23 protein-coding genes are annotated in these 24,734 nt (G+C 71.9%); 9 read left to right on the forward strand and 14 right to left on the reverse strand.

Annotated elements, in window-relative coordinates:
- Positions 1-111 precede the first annotated feature (111 nt).
- The 4 genes from ACIBK9_RS43980 to ACIBK9_RS43995 all read left to right on the forward strand — a co-directional run bounded on the left by ACIBK9_RS43980 (position 112) and on the right by ACIBK9_RS43995 (position 5,662).
- Entirely contained in the window at positions 112-1,530 is a 1,419-nt protein-coding gene (locus tag ACIBK9_RS43980) for a DUF1996 domain-containing protein (RefSeq protein ID WP_397164958.1), read from the forward strand.
- 55 nt (positions 1,531-1,585) lie between these two features.
- Positions 1,586-2,428: a ferric reductase-like transmembrane domain-containing protein gene (locus ACIBK9_RS43985; protein ID WP_397164960.1), complete on the forward strand. Its 843-nt coding sequence runs from the start codon at positions 1,586-1,588 to the stop codon at positions 2,426-2,428.
- Between the two features lie 31 nt (positions 2,429-2,459).
- The gene (locus ACIBK9_RS43990) at positions 2,460-4,067 is read left to right on the forward strand and encodes an NADH-ubiquinone oxidoreductase-F iron-sulfur binding region domain-containing protein (protein ID WP_397164962.1); all 1,608 of its coding nucleotides are present in this window, start codon (positions 2,460-2,462) and stop codon (positions 4,065-4,067) included.
- 86 nt (positions 4,068-4,153) lie between these two features.
- Positions 4,154-5,662, forward strand: a complete 1,509-nt coding sequence (locus tag ACIBK9_RS43995; protein ID WP_397164964.1) for an FAD-binding oxidoreductase — start codon at positions 4,154-4,156, stop codon at positions 5,660-5,662.
- A 1-nt stretch (position 5,663) separates the two neighbouring features.
- On the opposite strand, the gene ACIBK9_RS44000 is transcribed toward ACIBK9_RS43995, so the two are convergent.
- Positions 5,664-6,335 carry a L,D-transpeptidase family protein gene (locus ACIBK9_RS44000; RefSeq protein ID WP_397164966.1) on the reverse strand — a complete coding sequence of 224 codons (672 nt, stop codon included), beginning with the start codon at positions 6,333-6,335 and terminating at the stop codon, positions 5,664-5,666.
- Between the two features lie 553 nt (positions 6,336-6,888).
- Between ACIBK9_RS44000 and ACIBK9_RS44005 the strand changes: the two genes are divergently transcribed.
- Positions 6,889-7,524, forward strand: coding sequence for a GNAT family N-acetyltransferase (locus ACIBK9_RS44005; RefSeq protein WP_397164967.1), 636 nt, complete (start codon positions 6,889-6,891; stop codon positions 7,522-7,524).
- A gap of 10 nt (positions 7,525-7,534) precedes the next feature.
- On the opposite strand, the gene ACIBK9_RS44010 is transcribed toward ACIBK9_RS44005, so the two are convergent.
- Genes ACIBK9_RS44010 through ACIBK9_RS44020 form a run of 3 tightly spaced genes read right to left on the reverse strand, consistent with a single transcriptional unit; the run spans position 7,535 to position 11,338 of the window.
- Positions 7,535-9,496: an acetoacetate--CoA ligase gene (locus tag ACIBK9_RS44010; RefSeq protein ID WP_387668745.1), complete on the reverse strand. Its 1,962-nt coding sequence runs from the start codon at positions 9,494-9,496 to the stop codon at positions 7,535-7,537.
- Between the two features lie 58 nt (positions 9,497-9,554).
- Complete coding sequence (locus tag ACIBK9_RS44015; protein WP_397164969.1) at positions 9,555-10,412, reverse strand: serine hydrolase; 858 nt, start codon at positions 10,410-10,412, stop codon at positions 9,555-9,557.
- A complete protein-coding gene (locus ACIBK9_RS44020) occupies positions 10,409-11,338 on the reverse strand; it encodes a LysR family transcriptional regulator (protein ID WP_387668750.1) in 930 nt (309 codons plus the stop codon). The genes ACIBK9_RS44015 and ACIBK9_RS44020 overlap by 4 nt, the downstream gene beginning before the upstream one ends.
- A gap of 86 nt (positions 11,339-11,424) precedes the next feature.
- On the opposite strand from ACIBK9_RS44020, the gene ACIBK9_RS44025 reads away from it, so the two are divergent.
- Positions 11,425-13,032: a penicillin-binding transpeptidase domain-containing protein gene (locus tag ACIBK9_RS44025; protein ID WP_397164971.1), complete on the forward strand. Its 1,608-nt coding sequence runs from the start codon at positions 11,425-11,427 to the stop codon at positions 13,030-13,032.
- 50 nt (positions 13,033-13,082) lie between these two features.
- Here ACIBK9_RS44025 and ACIBK9_RS44030 read toward each other — a convergent pair whose 3' ends face one another.
- From ACIBK9_RS44030 to ACIBK9_RS44075, 10 genes are all read right to left on the reverse strand, one after another.
- Positions 13,083-13,790, reverse strand: coding sequence for an HAD family hydrolase (locus ACIBK9_RS44030; protein ID WP_397164973.1), 708 nt, complete (start codon positions 13,788-13,790; stop codon positions 13,083-13,085).
- Between the two features lie 95 nt (positions 13,791-13,885).
- On the reverse strand, positions 13,886-14,512 hold the full coding sequence (locus ACIBK9_RS44035) for an HAD family hydrolase (protein ID WP_397164975.1): 627 nt from the start codon (positions 14,510-14,512) through the stop codon (positions 13,886-13,888).
- Between the two features lie 34 nt (positions 14,513-14,546).
- Positions 14,547-15,056: a DUF6912 family protein gene (locus tag ACIBK9_RS44040; RefSeq protein WP_357990569.1), complete on the reverse strand. Its 510-nt coding sequence runs from the start codon at positions 15,054-15,056 to the stop codon at positions 14,547-14,549.
- Between the two features lie 31 nt (positions 15,057-15,087).
- A complete protein-coding gene (locus ACIBK9_RS44045) occupies positions 15,088-15,735 on the reverse strand; it encodes an HAD family phosphatase (RefSeq protein WP_357970302.1) in 648 nt (215 codons plus the stop codon).
- A gap of 59 nt (positions 15,736-15,794) precedes the next feature.
- Positions 15,795-17,099: a beta-N-acetylhexosaminidase gene (gene nagZ, locus ACIBK9_RS44050; RefSeq protein WP_397164977.1), complete on the reverse strand. Its 1,305-nt coding sequence runs from the start codon at positions 17,097-17,099 to the stop codon at positions 15,795-15,797.
- A gap of 59 nt (positions 17,100-17,158) precedes the next feature.
- A complete protein-coding gene (ptsP, locus tag ACIBK9_RS44055; RefSeq protein WP_397164979.1) occupies positions 17,159-18,823 on the reverse strand; it encodes a phosphoenolpyruvate--protein phosphotransferase in 1,665 nt (554 codons plus the stop codon).
- On the reverse strand, positions 18,820-19,083 hold the full coding sequence (locus ACIBK9_RS44060) for an HPr family phosphocarrier protein (RefSeq protein WP_352321677.1): 264 nt from the start codon (positions 19,081-19,083) through the stop codon (positions 18,820-18,822). The genes ptsP and ACIBK9_RS44060 overlap by 4 nt, the downstream gene beginning before the upstream one ends.
- A gap of 180 nt (positions 19,084-19,263) precedes the next feature.
- Positions 19,264-19,710: a PTS glucose transporter subunit IIA gene (locus ACIBK9_RS44065; RefSeq protein ID WP_357970292.1), complete on the reverse strand. Its 447-nt coding sequence runs from the start codon at positions 19,708-19,710 to the stop codon at positions 19,264-19,266.
- Positions 19,711-19,720: 10 nt separating this feature from the next.
- Positions 19,721-19,957: a PTS glucose/sucrose transporter subunit IIB gene (locus tag ACIBK9_RS44070; protein WP_352349299.1), complete on the reverse strand. Its 237-nt coding sequence runs from the start codon at positions 19,955-19,957 to the stop codon at positions 19,721-19,723.
- Positions 19,958-20,008: 51 nt separating this feature from the next.
- The gene (locus ACIBK9_RS44075) at positions 20,009-21,043 is read right to left on the reverse strand and encodes an SIS domain-containing protein (RefSeq protein ID WP_357970290.1); all 1,035 of its coding nucleotides are present in this window, start codon (positions 21,041-21,043) and stop codon (positions 20,009-20,011) included.
- A 177-nt stretch (positions 21,044-21,220) separates the two neighbouring features.
- Here ACIBK9_RS44075 and ACIBK9_RS44080 point away from each other — a divergent pair, with 177 nt between their 5' ends.
- From ACIBK9_RS44080 to ACIBK9_RS44090, 3 genes are all read left to right on the forward strand, one after another.
- The gene (locus tag ACIBK9_RS44080) at positions 21,221-21,961 is read left to right on the forward strand and encodes a GntR family transcriptional regulator (protein WP_352349295.1); all 741 of its coding nucleotides are present in this window, start codon (positions 21,221-21,223) and stop codon (positions 21,959-21,961) included.
- A gap of 70 nt (positions 21,962-22,031) precedes the next feature.
- Entirely contained in the window at positions 22,032-23,348 is a 1,317-nt protein-coding gene (locus ACIBK9_RS44085; RefSeq protein ID WP_358282778.1) for a PTS transporter subunit EIIC, read from the forward strand.
- Between the two features lie 79 nt (positions 23,349-23,427).
- On the forward strand, positions 23,428-24,702 hold the full coding sequence (locus ACIBK9_RS44090; RefSeq protein ID WP_397164982.1) for a PTS transporter subunit EIIC: 1,275 nt from the start codon (positions 23,428-23,430) through the stop codon (positions 24,700-24,702).
- Positions 24,703-24,734: the final 32 nt, after the last annotated feature.

Below are 24,734 nucleotides of genomic sequence, written 5' to 3' on the forward strand. Positions count from 1 at the left end.
CCAGTTATTTCTAACTATCTCCGGTCATGGGTGAACCTGATGGTGTAAGCCCGCGTACCTCCCACCATGCAACGGCTGACAACCATGAGAACCGGGCGCATGGCCGCGGCCATGACCGCTCTTGCCGTGGCGGCGGGCGGCCTGGTGTCCGCCGCCGTCATCGGCGTGGCCCCGGCGCGGGCCGACCACTGCGACCCGGCCCAGGCGAGCCAGGACGACTCCCGCCGCCAGCGCGACCGCGCCCCCGACCAGCAGGCCCCGGACCAGCAGGCGCCTGACGAGCAGGCACCCGACCAGCAGGTCCCGGATCAGCAGGTCCCGGATCAGCAGGCGCCCGACCAGCAGGCTCCGGAGCGGCAGGAGCAGGGTGGGGATCAGCAGGTGCAGGGCGGCGGGATCGTGCTGCGCGACCCGGCGCAGTCGCCGGAGCCGGAGGACCCCGGCGACGGCCTGTTCCGCCGCGACCGCTCCCCCCGCATCCCCACGACCGCACCCCAGGACCCCCAGAATCCCCAAGATCCCCAGAACCCCCAGGACCCGCAGGACCCCCAGAACCCGCAGGACCCCCAGAACCCGCAGGACCCCGGTGACCAGTCGCAGGACCGGCGTGGCCGGCCGACCCGGACCGCCTCCCCCTCCCCGACGGCCTCCCAGGACGACTGCAAGGACCTCGGCCCGTTCGTCACCGACTTCGTGGACATCCGCCAGGTTCAGCCCCTGAGGCTCGACGCCGGTATCGGCAGGAACGGCTCACGCGGCACGTTCGTCGCTCAATGCGGCACCAACCGCAATGGTCACAACAACCCCGACAATTTCATCGTGGCCCCCGGCGTGAGCAACGGCGCCCACCATCTCCACGACTACGTCGGCAACCTGTCCACGGACGGCTTCTCCACCGACGAGAGTTTGGCCGCCGCCGGAACCACCTGCCGCCTAGGGGATAAATCCACTTACTTCTGGCCAGTTCTGCGCGACCGCAAAGTGGACGCGAACGTCCAGGACCCCGACGGCAACGTGGGCCGGGTGATCCGCGCCGGCACGGTGAGCCTGCAGTTCCGGGGCAACGCGACCTCCAGGGTCGTCGCGATGCCGAGGTTCCTGCGCCTGATCACCGGCGACGCCAAGGCGGGGACGAACGGCGCCGCGAACGCCCGCGCCCGCTGGAGCTGCACAGGATTCACAAATCGCATAAGTCCCGATAAATATCCGCTTTGCCCGCGCGGAAGTCAGGTTCTTCGTATTCTGGATTTCCCCAGCTGCTGGGACGGTCAGAACACCGACAGCGCCAATCACCGCACGCACGTGGTCTTCCCCGGGCAGAACGGCGCTTGTCCGCAAGGCACCAGGGCGATTCCGCAACTGCGCATGCTCCTCGCCTACACGGTTCCACAGGGTCCGTCGTTCGCCGTGGACGCGTTCCCTGAGCAGAAGCACAACCCGGTCACCGACCACGCGGACTTCGCCAACGTCATGCCCGAACGGCTGATGCAGTTCGTCGTCTCGTGCATCAACCGGGGTCGCCGCTGCTGACACGTCCCCATCAGCCTTCCGAGTCGTACCCTCACCCGACCTTGGAGGGAAATAGATGCTCCACAGACGACACCCCCGGCACGCCCCCACCAAGCTGGACACAAGGAACGTCCGGCTGGGGGCGAGCGCCTCGTTGACGGCCGTCCTGTTGTCGGTGTTCGCGCTGGCCAGGACAGAACGCGGCGTCGCGCTGCTCGGCCGAGGAGTGAGTTTCCTAGAGTTCTACGCGGGCGTGTTCGCCCTGGTGCTGCTGACCGCGACGGTCGCGCTGGGCCTGATCACCACCGAACGCGTGTTCCTGTCCCCGCCCAACCGGGTCAGGGCCCAGCTCGCGCACCGCGCCACCGCCCTCATCGGGCTCGCCTACCTGGTCACGCACATCGTCCTCATGATCAGCCTGGGACACGCGCCGCCGGGCGCGGCGATCGTGCCGGTCGCCGGGATCTACGTGGGTTTCGGCGCGCTCGCCTTCGACCTGATGGTCGTGGCGGTGGCCACGGGGATGCTCAGGGGCCGCTTCGCCGTGCGGGGCACGCCGTGGTTGTGGCGGCTGCTGCACTCGGCCGCCTACCTGGCCTGGCCCATCGCGATCATGCACGGGCTGACAGCCGGCCGGTCACCGGCCGGCTGGGTGGCCTGGTCGTACGTGGCGTGCCTGGCCGCGGTGGGGTCCGCGCTGATCGTGCGGGTGCTGGCCACGCTGCGCAGGCCGCCCGTCGTACCGGAGAGGGTCGAGGCGCCCGCCGTGACGGCCGGGGTGGCGGCGGACGTGCCCGTCGAGCGGCCGCGGGCGACGGCCGCGGCCACAGCGGCTGCCACGGCAGCGGCGGCCACAGCGGCGGCCGACGCGCCGGTGAGCCTGGCCGACGCGCGGCGCAGGTACCGGGAGGCCGGATGAGCCCGCGCCGCGCGACCCCGGGGAGCCGGTCGTGATCCCGCACCGGGTGCCGCGCGTGCTGCGGATGGGCCCGGCGCGGCTGACCGCCGGGCTCGACCACTGCCGGCGGCTCGACCTGCCCGCGCACCGGACGCTGCACGGCGAGCCGCGGCCGCGCGAGCTGGCCGAGCTCATCTCCATGGTGAACGAGGTCGACATGCGCGGACGGGGCGGCGCCGCCTTCCCGTTCGCCCGCAAGCTGCGGGCCGTGGCCGACGCGGCGGGCACGGGCGAGAGCGTGGTGCTGGTCAACGGCGCCGAGGGCGAGCCGGCCAGTTCCAAGGACGCCATGCTGCTCACCCGCAACCCCCACCTCGTGCTGGACGGCGCCATCCTGGCGGCGGAGGCGCTGGGCGCCCGCGAGGTGGTCGTGGCCACGGTCGAGGGCGAGGTGGCCGAGTCGTCCGTGGCGGCGGCCGTGGCCGAACGCCGGGCCGCGAACGTGTCGGGCGGTTCGGAGAGCCGCATCCCGATCCGGGTCGTCGGGCTGGCGGAGAGGTTCATCAGCGGGGAGGGCGGCGCGCTCGTCCGCGGCGTGAACGGCGAGGAGGCCATCCCGCCGGGAAGGAAGCGGCGGGCCGCGACGAGCGGCGTGGACGGGCTGCCGACCCTGCTGTCCAACACCGAGACCTACGCCCAGTTCGCGCTGCTGGCCGAGTACGGCCCCCAGAAGTACGCCGAGGTGGGCACCAGCAAGGAGCCCGGCACGATCCTGCTCACGGTGAGCGGCGGCGCGGCCAACGGCGCGGTGATCGAGGCGCCGACCGGCGTCCTGCTGGCCGACGTGCTCGCGTTGTGCGAGGCCGAGGCCGGGGACGGCGTGCTGGTCGGCGGCTACCACGGCGCGTGGCTGTCGGCCGAGGTGGCCGGGTCGGCGGTGATCTCGCGGGAGGGCATGAAGCTGGCCGGCGCCACGCTGGGCGCGGGGATCATCGTGCCGCTCGGTGACGGCACCTGCCCGCTGGGCGAGGCGGCCAGGGTGGCCTCGTACCTGGCCGCCGAGTCGGCCGGGCAGTGCGGGCCCTGCCGTCTGGGGCTGCCCGACGTGGCGCGTGCCCTGTGCGCGATCGCCGAGGGCACCGGCTCCGTGGACGCCGTGCGCCGGTGCGTGCGGGCCGTCGAGCGGCGTGGGGCGTGCTTCCATCCCGACGGCACGGCCAAGTTCGTGCTGTCGGCGCTGGACGCGTTCGAGAGCGAGATCGCGCTGCACCTGGAGCACGGCTCGTGCGGCCGGCCGGTGCGCGGCGTGCTGCCGATGCCCGAGCCGGAGGTGGAGCCCGAGTACCGGCTGGAGGTGGACTGGACCCGCTGTCAGGGGCACGGCCTGTGCGCGCACCTGCTGCCGGAGTTCGTGGACCTGGACGACTACGGGTTCCCGTCGTTCCGTAACGTGCCGGGGTGGATGGTCAAGGACGCGCGGCGGGCGGTCGAGATGTGCCCGGCGCTGGCCCTGCGGGTCGTCCAGACGAGCGGAGAGGCGCCGAAGCCGCCCACGTCGCCGCTGCGGCTGGTCAAGGACGGCGTGCTGCGGAAGGCTCCCGGGCTGACGCGGGTGGGGGCCAGTACCAACATCTTCGGATTTGGCGGGACAGCGGGGTGATGTCGGTAGTGATGTAGTTGTGACGAACTTGTCCGGAGGGCCAGGCGTCTCATCGATCGGTTCGACACGACCGACGGGGGACGCCCATGGACCGCCGCGACTTTCTCCACCTCACCGCGCTCGCGCCGCTGGCACTGGCCGCCGACGCGAGGACGCCCGCCGCACCGGCCACCGGCGCCGGACCGTACGGCCCGGGTCCCCACGGCACCGGCACGCGCGGCGCTGAGCTGACCGGCGCGCTCGGCGCCGGGCGGTCGGCGCCGCCGCCGGACTGGGCGCGGCTGCGCGGGCGGCTGGCCGGCACGCTGGTGCTGCCCGGCGACTCCGGGTACGACGCCGCCCGCCGTCTGGTCAACCCGGCCTACGACCGGATCAGGCCGGGCGGGGTGGCCTACTGCGCGAGCCCGGCGGACGTCTCGGCGTGCCTGGCCTTCGCGCGCGCGAGCGGCGTCGCGGTCACCCCCCGCTCCGGCGGCCACTCCTACGCGGGCTGGTCCACCGGGACCGGCCTGGTCATCGACGTGTCCCGGATGAACACGGTCGCCTACGCCGCCGGACGGGCCACGATCGGGGCGGGCGCCAAGCTGGTCGACGTCTACGACGGGCTGGCCCGGCACGGCGTGAGCATCCCCGCTGGCTCGTGCCCCACGGTCGGGATCGCCGGGCTGGCGCTGGGCGGCGGCATCGGGGTGGTGTCCAGGAAGTACGGCCTGACCTGCGACACGCTGGAGTCCGTACGCGTGGTCACGGCCGACGGCCGCCTGCTGACCGCGGACGCCACCCACCACTCCGGCCTCTACTGGGCCTGCCGCGGCGGTGGCGGCGGCAACGTCGGCGTCGCGGTCTCCTTCACCTTCCGCACCCACGCCACCCGCGACCTGACCGTGTTCTTCCTGCACTGGCCATGGTCCAGGGCCGGGGCCGCGGTGCGCGCCTGGCAGTCGTGGGCCCCGTCCGCGCCGGACGAGCTGTGGTCCTCGCTGCACCTGGCGCGCGAGGAACGCGACCTGGACGTGCTCCTCGTCGGCACGTACGAGGGCACGAAGGCGTCACTGGACCGCCTGCTCGCCCCGCTGGTCGCCCGGGTCGGCGCGCCGTCGTCGAGGTCGGTGCGGACGACGTCGTACCGGGAGGCCATGATGATCATGGCGGGATGCGCGTCACGGCCGGTGGCGCAGTGCCGGCGGCCGCGGCGGGAGGCGTTCGCCGCCAAGTCGCACCTGGCCTACGCCGAGCTCCCCGCCGACGGCGTGCGCCGCCTGGTGGACGGGGTGGCGCGCGGCGGACGGCACGCCGTGCTGCTGGACGCGCTCGGCGGCGCGGTGGGCCGGGTCAAGCCGGCGGCCACGGCGTTCCCGCACCGGGCCGCGCTCTACAGCGTGCAGTACTACGCGAAGGGCACGGACCGGACGTGGCTGCGCCGGCTGCACGGCGAGCTGACCCCGCACTTCGGCGAGCACGCCTACGTGAACTACGTCGACCCCGACCTGACCGGCTGGCGCGGCGCCTACTACGGCCCCAACGCCGCCCGCCTGGCCGAGGTGAAGGCCACCTACGACCCCGACCGGCTGTTCCGCCTGCCGCAAGGCGTCTGACCTACTTCTCCCGCACATAGACCGGCTCGCCGATCTTCACCATGTCGAACAGCCGCTTCGAGGTGGGCAGCGGCAGGCGGACGCAGCCGTGCGAGGCGGGCCGCAGCGGCACCTTCGACGAGCCGTGCATGGCGATGCCCCCGACGAAGTAGAGCGAGTCGTACATCGTGCCCAGCGGGCCTTCGGTCCAGCCCGGCGCGCGGCTGGTGACGTGGAAGTCGCCGGTCGGGGTGATCGCGTTGCCGCAGTGGCCGTTCTCGCAGTAGTTCACCCGCGCGCCCGTCGAGACGTGCGAGATGAGCGCCGGGCGGCGGTGGCGGTAGACGACGAGCAGCTGGTAGCGCAGATTGATCTCGACCCGGTCCGCCTCGCCGCGCGGGACCAGCGGCTTCATCCGCACCGGACGGTCGAAGGCCCGCCACACCTCTGGCCCGACCGCACCCTGGGGACGCAGGTGCCGGTGCTTCTGGAAGGCCCACACGCCGAACTTGGTCTGCTCGTCGTAGACGCCGTTGAGCCTGCCGTAGTAGTAGCCGTTCCGGTGCAGCCGCTCCTGGAGGCGCCTGACGGTCTCGCCGCGGTCGCCCGGCCGCAGCACGATCCCCCCGCCGGGCACCGCCTTGTCCGCCTTATCTGCCTTGTCCGCCCGGTCCACCCTTTCTACCCGGTCCACGGTTTCTGCCCGGTCCACCCTGTCCGGCCGGTACGCCCTGTCTTCTATGTCAACCGTGTCCGCCGCGTCCGCCCTGTCCGCTTTGTCCGGCGTGTCCGCCACGGCGGGCGTACCGGCCAGGAAGGGAAGCCCACCACACCCGAGAGCGGCGAAAACAACCGCTCTCCGAACCTTTGTGATCATAGGTCAACGCCTACCCAGATCGCCGACAATTCACGACACTGGCAAATCCCGCTAAAAACCGGCATATCGCTTTTATGCGACGGCACGGTCAAACCTTTAGCAAGCGTGGACCGAGGCGAGACACGCGCGAAATCAGCGGAACAAAGAAAAGGCGGATGCGCCATGGACGCATCCGCCTTATCTCCAGAGGCCGGGGAGCGAGCTGCGCATTCACCCGCCCGGCCTCTGTTCACCCCTCCGAACAGCCCCAACCTTAGCCAAGGCGAGACCCGGAACGCACACCGTTCGGCAAATCCTTTCCGGCGAAGTTCGGGGCCGGGCAAAAAAATGAGTCGCGCACGCGGAGGTACGCCTGGAAGTATGCCGGAATATGCGTAACTGGCCGCTCTTTGAGCTCTCCATCACCACGCCGCGGCTGGAACTGCGGCACCCCACCCTCGACGACCTCGACGAACTGGCCGACCGGGCGGCCGAGGGCGTCCACGAGGCGGGTTTCATGCCGTTCATGTTCCCGTGGACCGAGGCGCCCCCGGCCGAGCGGGCCCGCCGTACGGTGCAGTACCACTTCCGCAACTGGGCCGGGTTCACCGCCGACGACTGGTCGCTGGAGCTGGTCGTGGTGCACGAGGGCCAGGTCGTCGGCACCCAGGGCGTCATGGCGACCAGCTTTCCCGTCACCCGCGAGGTCAAGACGGGCTCCTGGCTGGGCCGGCGGTTCCAGGGCCGCGGCATCGGCACGGAGATGCGCAGGGCCGTCCTGCACCTCGCCTTCGCCGGGCTCGGCGCGCGGCACGCCGTGACGGAGGCGTTCGAGGACAACCACGCCTCGCTGGCGGTGACCAGGAAGCTCGGCTACCGCGAGGACGGCGTCACCGTCCACGCGCGCCAGGGCGAGCCGGTCGTCACCCGGCGCTTCCGCATGGCCCGCGAGGACTGGTCGCCGTCCCCCGACGTCGAGATCCGCAACCTCGACGCCTGCCTGCCCCTGTTCGGCCTGGAGCCCTGAGCCCTTCCCGTCACGGCCTGAAGTGCCGCAGCACCTCCGGGTTGGCCATGGCGTCGGGGTTGGCCGCCTCCTCGACGGGCGTGCCGAGCAGGATCTTGCGCACCGGCACCTCCAGCTTCTTGCCGGACAACGTCCGGGGGATGCCGGGCACCACGCGGATCTCGTTCGGCACGTGCCGGGGCGACAGCTCCTGGCGCAGGGCCGCGCACAGGGCGCGTTCGAGCGGCTCGCCGAACTCGGCGCCCTCGGCGAGGGTGACGTAGAGCAGCAGGCTGCCCTCCTGGCCGAGCTGCCCGGTGTCGATCACGAGGCTGTCGGCGATCTCGTCGAACCGCTCCACGACCCGGTAGAACTCGCTGGTGCCCATGCGCACGCCGCCGCGGTTGAGCGTCGAGTCGGAGCGGCCGTAGATGACGCAGCTGCCGTCCTCGTTGATCTTGATCCAGTCGCCGTGCCGCCACACGCCCGGGTAGACGTCGAAGTAGCTGTCGAAGTAGCGCCGCCCGTCGGGGTCGTTCCAGAACATCACCGGCATCGAGGGCATCGGCTTGGTCAGCACCAGCTCGCCCACCTCGCCCACCACCGGCTCGCCCTTGGGGTCGTACGACTCCACCTTGGCCCCCAGCGACCGGCACGGGATGATCCCCGCCCTGATCGGGTGGAGCATCGTGGCCCCGACGAACCCCGTGCACACGTCGGTGCCGCCGGAGAACGACCCGATCGGCGTGCCGGGCAGCTCGGCGGCGACCCAGGCGAAGCCCTCGGGCGGCAGCGGCGAGCCGGTCGAGCCGATGCCGCGCAGCCGTTCCAGCCCGTCCGGACGCAGCCCGGCCTTCAGCGAGGCCATGATGTACGGCGCCCCCACCCCGAAGTACGTCACCTTCTCCGAGGCGGCGATCCGCCAGAGCGCGGCGGGCGAGGGATGCGTGGCCGAGCCGTCGTAGAGCACCGGCGTGGCCCCCACCAGCAGGGCGCCGACGAGGTAGTTCCACATCATCCAGCCCGTGGTGGTGTACCAGAAGAACACATCGCCCTCGCCCAGGTCCTGGTGGAAGGCGAGCGACTTGAGGTGTTCCAGCAGCACGCCGCCGTGCCCGTGCACGATCGGCTTGGGCAGCCCGGTCGTGCCGCTGGAGTAGAGGATCCACAGCGGATGACCGAACGGCACCCGCTCGAACTCCAGCGGCCCCGCCTCGGCCCGCAGCCCCTCCCAGCCGATGACCTCGCCGTGCGGCACCGACCGGGCGTGCGCGGCGGCCGGCTCGGCCTCCTGGGGGGCGCGGCCCTCGCCGGCCGCCGACAGGTAGGGGATCCAGACCGTGGCGCGCAGCGTGGGCAGCTCGGCGGCGATCTCGTTCACGGCGTCGGAACGGTCGTAGCTCTTGCCGTTGTAGTGGTAGCCGTCGACCGCGATGAGCACCTTGGGCTCGATCTGCCGGAACCGGTCGACGATGCTCGGCACCCCGAAGTCGGGCGAGCCGGCCGACCAGACGGCGCCGAGCGAGGCCGTGGCGAGGAAGGCGATCAGGGCCTGCGGGATGTTCGGCAGGTAGCCGGCCACGCGGTCGCCCCTGGTGACGCCGAGCCTGGCCAGGCCGGTGCGGACGCGGGCCACCTCGTCGCGCAGCTCGGCGTGGGTCAGCTCCTGGCGGGCGCCGTCCTCGGAGACGAAGACCAGGGCGGTGCCCTCGGTGCGCCGCAACGCGTTCTCGGCGTAGTTGACCTCGGCGCCCGCGAACCAGGTCGCGCCCGGCATCTCCCCCGACAACACCGGCCCGTCGCCGCGCTCCCCGACGACGTCGAAGTAGTCCCAGATCGACGTCCAGAACTCCTCAGGACGGTCGACGGACCACTGCCACACCTCCTCGTAGCTCGCGCCGGACCGCCCCAGCCACTCCAGGTAGCGGGTCAGCTTGGCGGCGGACACGACCTCGCCGGTCGGTTCCCAGAGAAGCGCACCTTCAGCAACCATGTGCCCCATCCTGTCGCCCGTCAGGTGGAAAGTCATACCTGACCTCCCCCATAACTTGCTACCTCCGTAGGTGGTCCACCGCCATACGGGCGGCGGTGCCGATCACCGCGTCCGCGCGCGGCTGGATGACCGCCGTGCTGAACGAGCGGGTGAACACCGCTACCGCGTACCGGCCGCCGTCGGGGTACTCGACCACGCCGACCTCGGTGCGCAGCGTCGGCAGCGACCCGGTCTTGCCGCCGACCTCGACGTCGTCGTACGGGAAGCCCGAGGCCAGCCGGTGGGGCCAGACCTGCATGTTGAGCACGCCGCGCATCCAGGAGCACGACTGCGGCGAGGCGGCCTCGTCCCGCCAGATCATGGACAGCAGGCGGGTCATCTCGCGCGGGGTGCTGCGGTTGGTGTGCGCGGGGTCGAGCGCCCGCATGCGGGAGATGTCGTCGGGATCCAGGTACGGCCACCCGTGGCCGGTGTCCAGTTCCATGGTCTCGTACAGGTCGCGGCCGCTCTGCAGCATCCGGGTGCCGTCGAGGCCGAAGGCGTCCAGCATGGCGTTGACGTTGCCCATGCCCACCCGGTCGAGCAGCACGTCGGCGGAGGTGTTGTCGCTCACCGCCATCATCAGGTACGCCAGGTCGCGCAGCGACATCGTCACGTCGTCGAGCATGGCCGACAGGCCCGTGGGCCCCGAGACCCGCTGGCCGGACGTCACGGTCGTCGGGGCCGTCGCGTCCAGCCGCCCGGCGTCGGCCTGCCGGCAGAACTCGACCAGCAGCGGCAGCTTGTACACCGACGCCAGGGGCATCGGCTCGTCGGCGCCGTGGCCGGACTCCCGTCCGGAGTCGATGTCGCAGGCGTGCAGCCAGCCCGTCACCCCGGCCATCCGGAACAGCGACGCGTAGTCGGGATCGCTCATGCCAGCATCCCCGGCCTCCGGCTGATCCGCCGCGCGGGCGCGGCGCCCTCGTCGGTCATCCCGGCGCTCTCCTTCAACGTGCGTACGGCGACGTCCGAGAACTCGGCGACCCAGTCCTGCTTCGGGCCCGTCGCCGCGCGCCAGGCCGTGGAGACCCGGCACGCGATCGGCGAGCCTAGCAGCGGCCGCCAGGCCAGCCCAGGGACGTCCGCCCTGGGCCCGAACGCCACCGCCTGGCCGGCGAGCACCAGGCCGAGCCCGGCGCCTTGGTGCACCTGGCCGGGCACGTACCCGTGGCGGCGGCACTCGGCCAGCGTCTCGGCGTGCCAGCCCGGCTCGCCCTCCTTGGGCGGCATCAACAGCTCGCGCCCGGCCAGATCGGTCAGGTGCACCTCGCCGGCCCCGGCCAGCGGGTCGTCCCCGGCCAGCAGCACGCCCAGGGGCTGCACGAGCACCTGGCCGAAGTCCAGGCCGGGGGCGGCGACCGGATGGCGGACGAGCCCGACGTCGATCGTGCCTCCGGCCAGGGCGGACACCTGGTCGGCCGTCCAGGTCTCGACGGGGACGAGCCGTACGTCCGGGTTGACCGCGCGGAAGCCCGCGACCAGGGCGGCGATCACGGAGGCGGCCAGGTCGGGCGGCACCCCGATCTTGAGCACGCCGCCGTCGCCGCGGCGGGCCAGCTCGCGCAGCCGCTCGACCCTGGAGACGATCTCGCGGGACTCGCCGAGCAGCAGCCGTCCAGCCTCGGTCAGGCGTACCTGCCGGGCGGAGCGGTCGAAAAGCTGCACGCCGAGCTCCTCCTCCAGACGTTTGATGCGCTGGCTGAGCGGCGGCTGCGCCATGCCGAGGCGGATCGCGGCGTTCCCGAAGTGCAGTTCCTCCGCCACGACGACGAAGTAGCGGAGATGCCGGACCAAGTCCATGACCAGCCACTATATCCAGATTTATATCCATAAGACCGTCATATCAATATTGGACGGAACTCTTCCGGCTCTGGTGTCCTCGGGCCATGGCATCACAAACGGGGACACTGTACGGGCGCGCCCGGCCGGAAGGAGCACGTCGCGGACGGCGGCGCAGGTGGCCGCTGGTCCTGGCCGTCCTTGTCGTGCTGATCGTGGCGGCGGGGGCCACGGTCTGGCTGTTGCGCACGAAGGGCTCACCCGAGCAGACGACCGACGAATACCTCTCGGCCTGGTCCGTCCAGGATTATGCGAAGATGCGGGCGCTCGTCGCCGACCCGCCCACCGACTTCGAGGCCTGGCACCGGCGTTTCCGCACCGACCTCAAGGTCGACCAGGCCACCTTCGCCCGCTCCCGCTCGACCGGCCCCTTCGCCGACGACGGCCCGGACGACGACGGCTACCTGGGTTTCAACGTCAGCCTGACCGGCCCCCGGGACTGGACGTACGGCAGCCGGCTCAAGCTGGTCGAGCGGGACGGCGCCTGGAAGGTCGCCTGGACCCCGGCCACCATCCACCCCAAGCTCAGGAAGGGCCTCTCGCTGCGCCTGGTCGCCCAGAAGCGCGACTCCACCCGCGTCCTGGCCGCCGACGGCACCGAGATCGGCGGCGCGGACGCCCCCGGCTCGGTGCAGCAGCTGGTCGAGGGCATCAAGCAGACCTACCCCGACCGCTTCGACCTGGGCGGCGACTCCATCATCGGCCTCTACAAGGGCGACGAGCTGGTCGAGACGCTGGCCAAGCCGGGCGGCACCAAGCCGTTCAGCACCACCATCGACCTGAAGGTGCACGCGGCGGGGGCCGCGGCGCTGGAAGGCGTCACCAAGCCGGCCTCGCTGGTGGCGCTGCGCGCCTCGACCGCCGAGATCCTGGCCGTGGTCAACAAGCCCGGCGGCTTCAACCGGGCGCTGCTCGGCAAGTACCCGCCCGGCTCGACGTTCAAGGTCGTGACGGCCTCGGCGCTGGTCGCGGACGGGGTCGAGCCCGGCAGGACGGTCACCTGCCCGGCCGAGAAGAACATCGGCGGCTTCCCCTTCCACAACGCCGGATTCAAGGACTACGGCACGCTCTCCTTCCAGGACGCCTTCGCGCACTCGTGCAACACGACGTTCGGCGAGATGAGCGTGGCCGAGCTGAACGGCGGCAGGCTGGCCGAGGTGGCCAGGAGCTTCGGCTTCGGCACCCCGATCAAGCCGGGCGTGCCCGCCGTGCGGGCCGAGTTCCCCGACCCCAAGGACGACACCGACCTCGCCTCGGCCTCCATCGGCCAGGGCCGGGTGCTGGCCAGCCCGCTCAACATGGCCTCCGTCGCCGCCGCCATCGCCTCGGGCGCCTGGATCCCGCCGCGGATCGTGTCCAAGGAGATGGCCTCCGACGACCGTCCGCGCCCGCTGGAGCGGGGCGTGGTGTCGGCCCTGCGCAAGCTCATGCCCGCCGTCGTCACGGACGGCACCGCCAAGGGCGCGCACTTCCCCGCGGGCACCGCGGGCAAGACCGGGACGGCCGAGTACGGCTCGGGCAAGGAGCCGCCCGCGCACTCGTGGTTCATCGGCTACAAGGGGGACGTGGCGTTCGCGGTGATCGTGGAGGGCGGCGGCGCCGGCTCGGCCGTGGCGGCCCCCGTCGCCGCCCGCTTCCTCGCCGCCCTGCCCTGACGGGCCGCACGAGCGCGCGCGAGCGGGCAAGGTCAGCCGGGAGGTGGGAGTCAGCCGGCCTTGCGGTCCAGCGGGGAGGTCAGGCCGGCCACCGCGGCCACCACCTCCGAGGCGTCCGCCAGATCGGGCAGCACCAGGTCGGCGCCCGCCTCGCGCAGCTCGGCGGCCGTCGACCGCCCCGAGGCGACCCCGATCACGGCGGCCCCGCCGATCCTGGCGGCCTGCACGTCGCGCGTGGAGTCGCCGATCACCACCGTGTTGGCCGCCGTGAACGGCGTGCCCAGCCGCTGCTTGGCCCTGCCCTGCGCGACCTGCAACAGCGTCGCCTTGGGGTAGACCTCCTCGCCGTAGCCGCCGAGCTCGAAGTCGACGTACCTGTCCAGCCCGAACGCCTTGAGCTTGTGCACGGCGTTGCCCTTGATCGTGCCGGTCAGCACCGACTGCACGACGCCGTCGAGCCGGGCCACCGACTTCAGCGCGTCCTTGGCCCCCGGCATCATCCGGCCCTCCTTGGCCAGCCGGCCGCGCCGGTCGGCGAAGGCGAGGGCGAGGGCGGCCAGGAACCTCGGCAGGTGGTCGTCCTCGGCCGCGATGCCGTTGACGGCCAGCGTCTCGAAGACGATCTCGGAGTCGGGACGGCCGAGCGGCGGCACGAGCTTGACCAGCGGCCGGCCGGTCACGGCGCGGAACGCCTCGGCGTAGGCGTCCCGGGTCACGATGGCGACGTCGACCAGGGTGAGATCGACGTTCCAGAGCACAAGGCGGTTGATGGCGACCTCCTGAGGGGTTCCCGGCAAGGGTACGGCCCCGGCCCGGCCGGGGGCTGCCCCCGGCGGATCCGGCATGTCCCCCTTCAGGCGTACTGGAGCGCCTGGGCGAGCGTGTCCACCACGGGCAGGCCGGTGCCCTCCAGCTCGGCCCGCGTGGTCATGCCGCCGGTGTAGAGCACCGCCCGCGCGCCCACGTGCCGCGCGGCGAGCCCGTCGTCGACGCTGTCGCCGATCACCAGGATCTCGCCGGGGTCGAGGTCGAGGGCCTCGATGTGCGCGGTCATGTGCACGGCCTTCTCGCCGCCCGTGGTGCCGACCAGGCCGTCGATCCGGGTGAAGTGCCGGGTGATGCCGAAGGACTCGACGATCGGCACGAGATGGGCGTGGGGGGCCATCGAGCACAGCGACTGGGTGCCGGCCCAGCCCCCGAGCACCACCTCGGCGTCGGGGGCCAGCCCGCAGGCGGCGCTGAGCCTGAAGTAGTGCTCGTGGAACCCGTCGTCCAGCAGCTCCCACTCCCCCTCGGCCAGCGGCCTGCCGAGCAGCCGCTCGTAGGCGACCCAGATGGGGCGGGTGTAGACCGCACGGAACCCGTCGGCGGTCAGCTCAGGCAGCGCGTACGGCTTGAACAGGGCGTTGGTGGCGCCGACGACGGCCTCGACGTCGTGGAAGAGCGTCCCGTTCCAATCCCAGATGATGTGTTTTGTCATGTCCCAGCAAGCTTATTCGACAAGGGTGACGATCCTATGAACCCAGCAGGTCCGGAATCTCCTGGGTGGCGTACCACATGAGCTCGTGGGCCTCGGCGCCGTCGACCGTGAAGCGGGCGTCGTCGTCGCCGTCGTCGGCTGCGGGCAGCGCCTCGACGGCGGCCTCGATGTCGCCGACGGCGTCGTGGTCGTCGACGTGCACCGCGGCCACCTTCGCCATCGGGACGGCCGCGGCCAGGCGCACGCGGGCCCGCTCCTCCAGGTCGACGCCGGCCGAGACCGAGCCGTCGGGCACCTCGGCGGCCACCACCACCCGCCGGTGCGCGGCGGCCACGCCGTCGGCGCGGTCGGCGGCCAGCATGCGCAGCGAGGCGCGGGCCGCCTCGGTCAGCGCGACGTACTCCAGTTCCTCGGTGTCGCCCGAGGCGTACCACTCGGTCAGCGCGGGGGTCACCGCGTAACCGGTCAGGGGGGCCGGACCCAGCTCCCCCGCCTCGACCGCGCGGGCGAGGGCGGGGAGGGTGCACGGCAGATAGACGCGCATCACGAACCTTTCCGAAATCGCAAGGGCACCATCATGCCCGTCGCAGCGTGAGCCGGAGTACGGTCTCCAGCTCTGTGAGGGTCGTGTCGGCGTCGCGGTGGTGGATGCCGGTGATGCCGAGCGCGCGGGCGGCCAGGATGTTGGCCTCGATGTCGTCGATGAAAACGCACTGCTCGCCGGGCAGTCCGACCTGGTCGAGGGCGTGGCGGAAGATGCGTTCCTCGGGCTTGCGCATGCCGACCTCGCCGGAGATCACGACCGCGTCGAAGAGGCCGTCCCATTCGTGGCGGGGGTAGGTGTTCGACCAGGAGTTAGACAACAAACACGTCTTAACACCATTTTTCCGTACGTCGCGGAGCATGTCGTACATGGCGTCAACCCGTTCGAAGCCCGCGAACATGCGCTCCAGCAGCCCCTCGGCCACCGGCGGCACGCCGTCCACGGTGAGCAGCCGCGCGGCCAGGTCGCGCTCGAAGGCCGGGCCGTCGAGCTCGCCGCGTTCGAGCGCGTGCACGACGTTCTGCCCCTCGCCGCCCCGGTAGGCGTGGTCCACCAGCTCGCGCATCACCGAACGGTAGTGCTCGGCGTCGATCCGGTCGGCCGCGAGCCACCGGGCGATGGAGTCGGTCAGGCTGGTCGTGAGCACGCCACCCCAGTCGATGAGCACCCCTGCGACCACGACCGCCTCCTCGCTCGAATCCGGTTCTAGGATAGAACCCCGCGAATCGGCCTTCGCGCCTACCCCGCGGCCCGCACCTTGGCGGCCAGCCTGCGGTGCTCGGGCGAGCGCAGCACGCCGGCCGCCTGCTGCGCCGACGCGACGGGCGCCGCCGACAGCAGGCCCCTCTTCTGCTTGAGCCTGAGCAGCCGGACCACCGACTGGTCGAGGCGGTCCTCGGAGACGCGCCCCGACTTCACCGCCGCCAGCACCGCCTGGTACGCCTTGCCCAGGTCGTACGGCATGAGCAGCAGGTCGGCCCCGGCCAGCACGGCGCGCACCGCCACCTCGCCGTCGCCGTACTTCTTACGCACGCCCTCCATGTTGAGCGCGTCGGTGGAGATCACGCCCTTGAAGCCGAGCTTCTGCCGCAGCAGGCCGGTCAGGATGGGCTTGGACAACGTCGCCGGGTCGCCCGACGGGTCGAGCTTGGGGAAGACGATGTGGGCGCTCATCACGGCGTCGACCCCGGCGCCGACGGCGGCCCTGAACGGCGGCGCGTCGATCCTCTCCCACTGGGCCATGGTGTGCTTGATCACCGGCAGGCCGGTGTGGCTGTCGACGGAGGTGTCGCCGTGGCCCGGGAAGTGTTTGGCCGTGGCCGCCACCTTGGCGTCGCCGAAGCCCTTGACCGCCGCCGCGACCATCTTCGCCACCGCGGCCGGGTCGTCGCCGTAGGCCCGCCTGCCGATGACCGGGTTCCGCGGGTTGACGTTGACGTCGGCGACGGGCGCGAAGTCGAGGTTCACCCCGAGCGCCCGCAGCTCCTCGCCGGTCGCCCTGGCCACCGCCCTGGAGTTCGCCGGGTCCTTCGTGGCGCCGATCTCGGCCGCGCCGGGGAAGTCGGTCATCAGCGCGGACATGCGGGAGACCAGGCCGTTCTCCTGGTCGGTGCCGACCAGCAGCGGGACCTTCTTCGACGCCTCCTGCAGGCCGTTGGTGAGCTGCACGACCTGGGCGGTGGACTTGACGTTCGCCGGGAAGAGGATCACGCCGCCCAGGTGGTAGCGGGCGATCACCTTGGCCGGGGTCTGGGCGCCGTAGCGGGCCTGGTTCTCGCCGGAGACGGTGTCGGCGGCGGTGCCGTACAGGACGGGCATGAACAGCTGGCCGACCTTCTCCTCCAGCGTCATCCGCCGCAGGGCCCGCAGCACCGGGTCGGACTCGGCCTGCGGCGGGCTCTGTGGTGTCGTGCTGCCCGCGGGGGTGGCGGCGGGGGTGGCCCCGTCGCCCGCCGGGGCCGCGCTCGCCGGGGCGCCACCGCCGCCGCCGCACGCGGTCAGCGCCAACACCAGGAGCCCTGCCGGGCCGATCCGTCTGAACATGCCTTCCAAGGTATCCATGCCGCGGCCCGCACGAGTCCGGCGACCCGAAAACGGCCCGTTCACAGCCCCAGCGCCGCGAGCCCCGGCAGGTGGGTGCGCGCGACCGCGCGCGCGTTCGCCGCCGTGACCTGGGCCCGCGCGGTGCGCGCCGCCATCCTGCACTGCTCCAGCGTGTGCGCGACCAGCGCCGCCCGTACGGCACCCAGCGCCCCCGCCCCCATCGACAGCGTGGTCGCCCCCAGACCGACCAGCACGCACGCCAGAGCCGGATCGGCGGCCGCCTCACCGCAGATGCCCACCGGCTTTCCGTGGCCGCAGGACATGGCGATCAGGTCGAGCAGCGCCGGCTGCCACGGGTCCTGGAGCCCGCTCACCGTGCCGAGCTGGCGGTCGGCGGCGAAGGCGTACTGGGCCAGGTCGTTGGTGCCGAGCGAGACGAAGTCCACCACCCCGGCCAGCTGACCGGCCCGCAGCGCCGCCGACGGGATCTCGATCATGACGCCCACCTTGGACAACCCGCGCGCCCGGCAGGCGTCGGCGAACCATCTGGCCTCCTCGGCCGTGGCCACCATGGGCGCCATCACCAGCAGCTCGGCCGGCGCGTCCTCGGCCGCCGCCGCCAGCGCGCGCAGCTGCGCGTCCATCACCTCGGGGAAGCGCCTGAACAGGCGCAGCCCGCGCTCCCCCAGCGCCGGGTTCGGCTCGGCGGGGGCGGGCAGGAACCGCAGCGGCTTGTCGGCGCCCGCGTCGAGCGTGCGCACGACCACGGTGGCGCCGGGCACGGCCTCCAGCGCCGCCCGGTAGGCCCGTCGCTGCTCCTCGACGGCGGGGGCCTCGGCCCGGTCGAGGAAGAGGAACTCGGTCCGGTAGAGCCCGACGCCCTCCGCCCCGGCGGCCAGCGCCTCCGCCAGCTCGGCGGGGCCGGCGACGTTGGCCAGCAGCGGCACCGCGTGCCCGTCGGCGGTCCGGCCCGGCCCCTTGGCCGCGCCGATCGCCGCCTGCTTCGCCGCCGCCGCGCCCCGCGCCCCCGCCACGTGGTCGTCGGACGGCTCCAGGCTCACCTCGCCCGTCGTGCCGTCCACCAGGACGGGGACGCCGGCGGGGATGCCGGTCGCCCCCGGGCAGGCGACCACGGCGGGCACGCCCATCGCCCGGGCCATGATCGCGGTGTGGCTCGTGGGCCCGCCCTGCTCGGTGACGAACCCGGCCACGTCCCGCCTGGACAGCAGGGCCGTGTCGGCGGGCGCCAGGTCGGTCGCGACCAGCACGTACGGCACCTCGGGGGCGGCCGGCAGCCCCGGCATCGGGTGCGCGGTGAGCAGGGCGATCACCCGGTCCCTGATGTCGTCGAGGTCGGCGGCCCGCTCGCCCAGGTAGCCGCCGGCCCCGCTGAGCACGTCCCGGTACTTCGTGAACGCCTCGAAGACCGCCCGGGGAGCGGCCAGGCCCCGGTCGATGAGGGTCCTGACCTTCACCACCAGACCGGGGTCCTCGGCCATCAGCGCCTGGGCCTTGAGGATCTCCCCGGCCTCGCCGCCCGCCTGGTTGCCGCGGGCCTCAAGCTCGCCCGCGACCCGTGAGAGCGCGGCCGAGGCCCGCTCCTTCTCCTGTTCCGCCTCACCGGTGTAGGTGCTGCCCTCGGGGGGTTCGGGCACAGAGGCGGTCAGAACGTACGCGGGGCCGTGCCCGATTCCCGGGCTGACCCCAACCCCCCGCAGGTTCATGGCGCTCCGGCGATCGTGGCCAGTTCGTCCAGGATCTCCTCGGAGCCGTCGCCCTCCGCCGTGATCACGACGGTCTCGCCCTGCCGGACGTCGAGCGCCATGATGGCGAGGATGCTCTTGCCGTTGACCGGGGCCCCGCCGCCGCTGGCCTTGGCGACGCTGATGTCCATCGGGGCCAGCTGGGCCCGTTTCACGAACGTCGCCGCGGGACGGGCGTGCAGACCCACCTCCGCCGCGACCGTGACCTTGCGCTCACCCATGAGCCTCTCCTTCTGTACCCGGTCCAGACCAGCTGGACCCTTGCGTGAATGGCGGCCGGCCGCTCGCGGTCGGGCCGGGCGCCGGCGTGGCTGGGGGCACGCCTATTGTGACGTCTTCTGCCGGTACGACCGTGCCGCTGAGGCGTCGTACGCCGGTCTCGGGGACCGCGCCGACGCTGTCTACATCCATGTGAACAGCTCGTCCCCCACGTGCACCGCCCCCTGGACGATGCCGGTCACCGACTCCGAGAGGGCGTCCAGGGCCACGACGGGGCAGACCGGGGACCGTCCGCCGGCCTCGACGACGGACGGGTCCCACGCCACCACGGGCTGCCCCGCGCTGACCCTGTCGCCCTCGGCCGCCAGCAGCTGGAACCCCTTCCCCTTGAGCTGGACCGTGTCGATGCCCAGGTGCACCAGCACGCCCCTGCCGTCGTCCCCCACGATGACGTAGGCATGCGGATGCAGTTTCATGATTTTTCCCGCTATGGGGGCTACGGCCTTGCCGGGCCCCCGCAGCGGGTCGATCGCCGTTCCCGGTCCCACCATGCCCGCGGAGAAGACCGGATCGGGCACGGCGGCCAACCCCACAGCCGCCCCCTCGACCGGGGCGAGAACAGTCGTCATGGTCTCGCCCTTAGCCGATGATGTCCTCGATGTCGCTGGCGATCGTGTCCGCCTCGGGCCCCACGACGACCTGGACCACGTTCCCCGCGGCCATCACGCCGTGCGCCCCCGCCGCCTTGAGGGCGGCCTGGTCGACCTTGGACGCGTCGTGCACTTCGGTGCGCAACCGGGTGATGCAGGGCTCGATCTCGATGATGTTGTCGGCACCGCCGAGACCGGCGATGATCGCATTCACATCCGCCGCCATCCGGTCCTCCCTCGTTCCAACTCCGTGACCAGGCTAAACGAGGTGCCTCGCTCAGTCCGTCTGCGTGACCTTGTTGAGGCCGCGCGGCGAGTCGGGGTCGATGCCGAGGCGCCGGGCCAGCGCTTCGGTGAGGAGCTGGCCGGGGATGATCAGGCCCATCGGCGCCACCCATTCGGGCAGGTCGGGGCCGTTCAGCGCGGCCGTGCCGGCCTGCGCGAGCGCGTCGCCGCCGCCGATCGTGTACGCCGCCGCGCCCGCCGCCACGACCCGCTCGGCCAGGGCCACCGTGCCGGACAGCGTGGGGCTGTTCTCGGCGGCCACCAGCAGCGCCGGGGTGTCGGCGTCGACGACGGCGATCGGGCCGTGCAGCAGGTCGGCGTAGGACAGGCCCATGGCGTGCAGGTAGCAGGCCTCCTTGAGCTTGAGCGCGGTCTCCAGGGCCGTGGAGAAGGCGAGCCCGCGTCCGGACACCACCACGCCCGGCTTGTCCAGCAGCCCTTCGACGACCGCGTCCAGGTCGCCCGGCTCGGCGATCAGCTTCTCGACCGCGTCGGGCACCCGCCGCAGGTCCTCGGCGTTCACGTCGGCGCCCAGGCCCAGCGCGAGCACGGCCAGCGCGGCGAGCTGCGTGGTGTAGGTCTTGGTCGCCGGGACGGCCTTCTCCTCGCCGGCCAGCGTGCACAGCGCGACGTCGGCCGCCTGGGCGAGCGGACTGTCCTCGCCGCCGTTGGTGATGCCGACCGTCTTCGCGCCGCAGTCCTTGGCCCAGGCCAGGGTCTCGACGATCTCCTCCGTCCGGCCCGACTGGGAGATCGCGACGGCCAGCACGCCGTCGAGGTCGAGCTTGCGCCGGTAGGTCGTCGCGATGGACGGCGCGGCCAGCGCGCCCATCCGGCCCGCGTGGGACTCGACCAGGTAGCGGCCGTAGACTGCGGCGTTGTCGGAGGTTCCACGCGCGATGAACAGCAGCTGGCGAGTCTGCTCGCCCACCGCCTTCACCTCGCCCACCCTGGGGAGCAGGGCGTCGAGCGTGGCCCGCAGCGCTTCCGGCTGCTCGGCGATCTCACTGCGCATCTTGGTGGTCATCCTGAGCTCATCCCTCGATTCATACGGTGTCGGACTTGACCGTCTTTCGCGACATGTGGTCTAGTCCGGACTAGACCAGTACGAACCATAGCCCATGGCCACCAAACAAGAAATCTGCCCATAGACTGCCGCACCACCAGATCCAGATTTCTTCTTTGCCGATCGAGGGGAGGATCCGTGGCGCACATCGATCCGGATAGCCCGGTGCCCAAGTACTTCCAGCTTCGCGAGATCCTGCTGGACCTCATTGACAGCAACGAGCTCAGCATCGGCGCGGCCATCCCGTCCGAGCGGGAGCTCTGCCAGCGGTTCGGCCTGTCCAGGATGACCGTACGGCAGGCCGTCGACCACCTGGTCTCCGAGGGCCGCCTGCACCGCGTGCCGGGCAAGGGCACGTTCGTGGCCAGGCCCAAGATCGAGCTGGCGTTGCAGCTCACGTCGTTCACCGACGACATGAGGGCGCGCGGGATGATCCCGGGCTCGCGCGACCTCGACCGCCGCATCGTGCGGGCCAGCGCCCACCTGGCCAAGGAGCTGGGGATCCAGCCGGGTGAGGAAGTGCACTTCATCGAACGCCTGCGCACGGCCGACGGCGAGCCGCTGTCCATCGAACGGGCACACATCCCGGTCAAGCTCGCCCCCGATCTGGCTGATGACGACCTGTCGGACAAATCGCTGTACGAGCTGCTGGAGAGCCGCTACGGGCTGGTCATGGACGCCGGCGAGCTCACCATCGACGGCGGCATCGCCGACCCGAGCGACGCCGACCTGCTGAAGCTGCCGCGCGGCGGCGCCGTGCTGCTGCTCCAGCGCAGGTCCTTCTCCGGCGGCGTCTGCGCGGAGCTCGGCGTGTCCACCTACCGCGCTGACCGCTATCAGCTGCGGACCATCCTCGAAATGCCCGTTAGACGGGGCTAGGGCCACTCCGCCGGGCCCGGACGGCCTGCCCGGCGGACCGCCTGACTCCCACCCCCCGGAGGAACGCCCGGTGAACGAGACCACCGCCGCCGCCCGGCCTTCGCCGTTCGCACGCGTGATGAACGTGCTCCAGCGGCTGGGCCGCTCGCTGATGCTGCCCATCGCGGCCCTGCCCGCGGCCGCGCTGCTCTTCCGGTTCGGGCAGCCCGACATGCTGGGCTCCAACGGCCCGGCCCCCGGCGGCCTGGCCGACGTGCCCGGGTTCGCGTGGATGAGCCAGGTCGCCGAGGTGCTGGCCGCGGCCGGGGACGCGCTCTTCCAGAACCTGCCGCTGCTGTTCGCGGTGGGCGTGGCCATCGGCTTCGCCCGCAAGGCCGACGGCACCACCGCGCTCGCGGCCGTCGTCGGCTACCTGGTGTTCGACCGGGTGACCAAGGTGATGTTCTTCGGCTCCGACATCCGCGACACCGTGGCCATCCGCCAGGTCCAGGACCAGGGCATCAAAGAGGTCATCAACTACGGCATGCAGAACCCCACCAAGGTGCTCGGCGGCATCGTGATGGGCCTGGTCACCGCGCTACTGTGGCAGCGCTTCCACCGCATCAAGCTGCCGCCGTGGCTGGCCTTCTTCGGCGGACGCCGGTTCGTGCCGATCATCACCTCCATCGTCGCGCTGCTCCTCGGCGTGCTGTTCGGCTGGCTCTGGCCGGTCCTCGGCGAGTGGATCCGGCACGCCGGCGAGGCCCTGGCCGCCATCGGCCCGATCGGCACCGGCATCTACGGCCTGATCAACCGCCTGCTCATCCCGCTCGGCCTGCACCACTTCGTGAACTCGGTCGTCTGGTACGTCGTGCCGCAGTGCGAGGTGGGCGGTCACGTGCTGGGCGGCGACTGGAACTGCTACTTCGGCGGCGCCCCGCACTCCGGCCAGTTCATGGCCGGCTTCTTCCCCGTCATGATGTTCGCCCTGCCGGCCGCCGCCCTGGCCATGTGGCGGGCCGCGCCCCCGCACCGCCGGGCCACGGTGGGCGGCATCATGCTCTCGGCCGGGCTGGCCTCGTTCGTCACCGGCATCACCGAGCCGATCGAGTTCGCGTTCATCTTCGTCGCGCCCGCGCTGCTGGTCGCGCACGCCGTCCTGACCGGCCTGGCGATGGCGCTCACCACGCTCATCGGCGGGCAGCTCGGCTTCGGCTTCTCCGCGGGCCTGCTCGACATGCTGCTGAACGCCAGCAAGTCCAACACCCAGAACCTGCCCGGCATCCTGCTGCTCGGGCTGATCTACGGCGTCGTGTACTACGTCGTGTTCACCTTCCTCATCCGCAGGTTCGACATCATGACGCCGGGCCGGGAACCCGAGCCCGACCTCGACTCCGGCGAGACCTAGCGGCCGTTTTCCGCCACGCCCGCCGTGGTAGGAACCTGGCATTCCCCCGCTGACGGACCACCGAGCGGGGGTGAGGACCATGGGCGCGTCGCCCTGGTCGGCGACGTTCGCGGTGCTGCAACGTATCGGCCGCTCGCTCATGATGCCCATCGCCGTGCTGCCCGCCGCCGGCCTGCTCTTCCGCTTCGGCCAGGACGACCTGCTCGGCAAGGACGGCCTCGGCGGCCTCCTGCCCTGGATGCTGCCCGTCGCCAACGTCCTGGCCGCGGCCGGCGGCGCCCTGTTCGACAACCTGCCCGTGCTGTTCGCGATCGGCGTCGCGATCGGATTCGCGCGCAAGTCCGACGGCTCCACCGCCCTCGCCGCCCTGGTCGGCTACCTGGTGTTCGACCGCGTCAGCCGCACGCTCTTCTACGACGCGGGCCACGGCGCGGTCTACGACAAGGTCGTCGTCACCACCCCGCAGGGGCCGATGCTCAACCTGGGGGCCCAGAACCCCACCGGCGTGCTCGGCGGCATCGTCATCGGCATCACCGCGGCGCTGCTCTGGCAGCGCTTCTACCGGCTGAAGCCGCCCCCGTGGCTGGCCTTCTTCGGCGGACGCCGCTCGGTCCCGATCATCACCGCCGTCGCCGCCCTACTGCTCGGCGTCGTGTTCGGGCTGGTCTGGCGGCCGGTGGGCGACTGGCTGTCCGGCGTCGGCGACTGGCTCTCGGCCCACGGCACCGTGGGCACCGGCATCTACGGCGTGGCCAACCGCCTGCTGATCCCCGTCGGCCTGCACCACTTCCTCAACACCATCGTCTGGTTCACGCTGCCCGAGTGCCACGCCGGCGTGAACGGCGCCACCCGGGACGCCGCCGGCGACCTGAACTGCTACTTCGCCGGCGAGCAGGGCGCCGGCATCTTCATGACCGGCTTCTTCCCCGTCATGATGTTCGGGCTGCTCGGGGCCGCCATCGCCATGTGGCGGGCGGCCCCGCCGGAACGCCGCAAGTCCGTGGGCGGCATCATGTTGTCGGCCGGGCTGACGGCATTCATCACCGGCATAACCGAGCCCCTGGAATTCGCCTTCATTTTCGTCGCGCCGGTGCTTTTCGTGGTGCACGCCCTGCTGACCGGGCTGTCGATGGCCCTGATGGCGGAATTGGGCGCGCGGCTCGGCTTCACCTTCTCCGGCGGCGCCATTGACATGCTGCTGAACGCCAGCAAATCGAACACCCACCGGCTCGGGCTGATCATCGGCTTCGGGCTGCTGTATTTCGTTCTCTATTATCTGATCTTCGCGTTCCTGATCCGCCGCCTGAACATCCCCACCCCCGGCCACGAACCCCCCGCCCCGCCGGCCCCCTAGGCGCCCCCGCGCCGACGACGAAGCCCCCGCCC

The sequence above is a fragment of the Nonomuraea sp. NPDC050227 genome (assembly GCF_044459705.1).
Taxonomy (GTDB): domain Bacteria; phylum Actinomycetota; class Actinomycetes; order Streptosporangiales; family Streptosporangiaceae; genus Nonomuraea.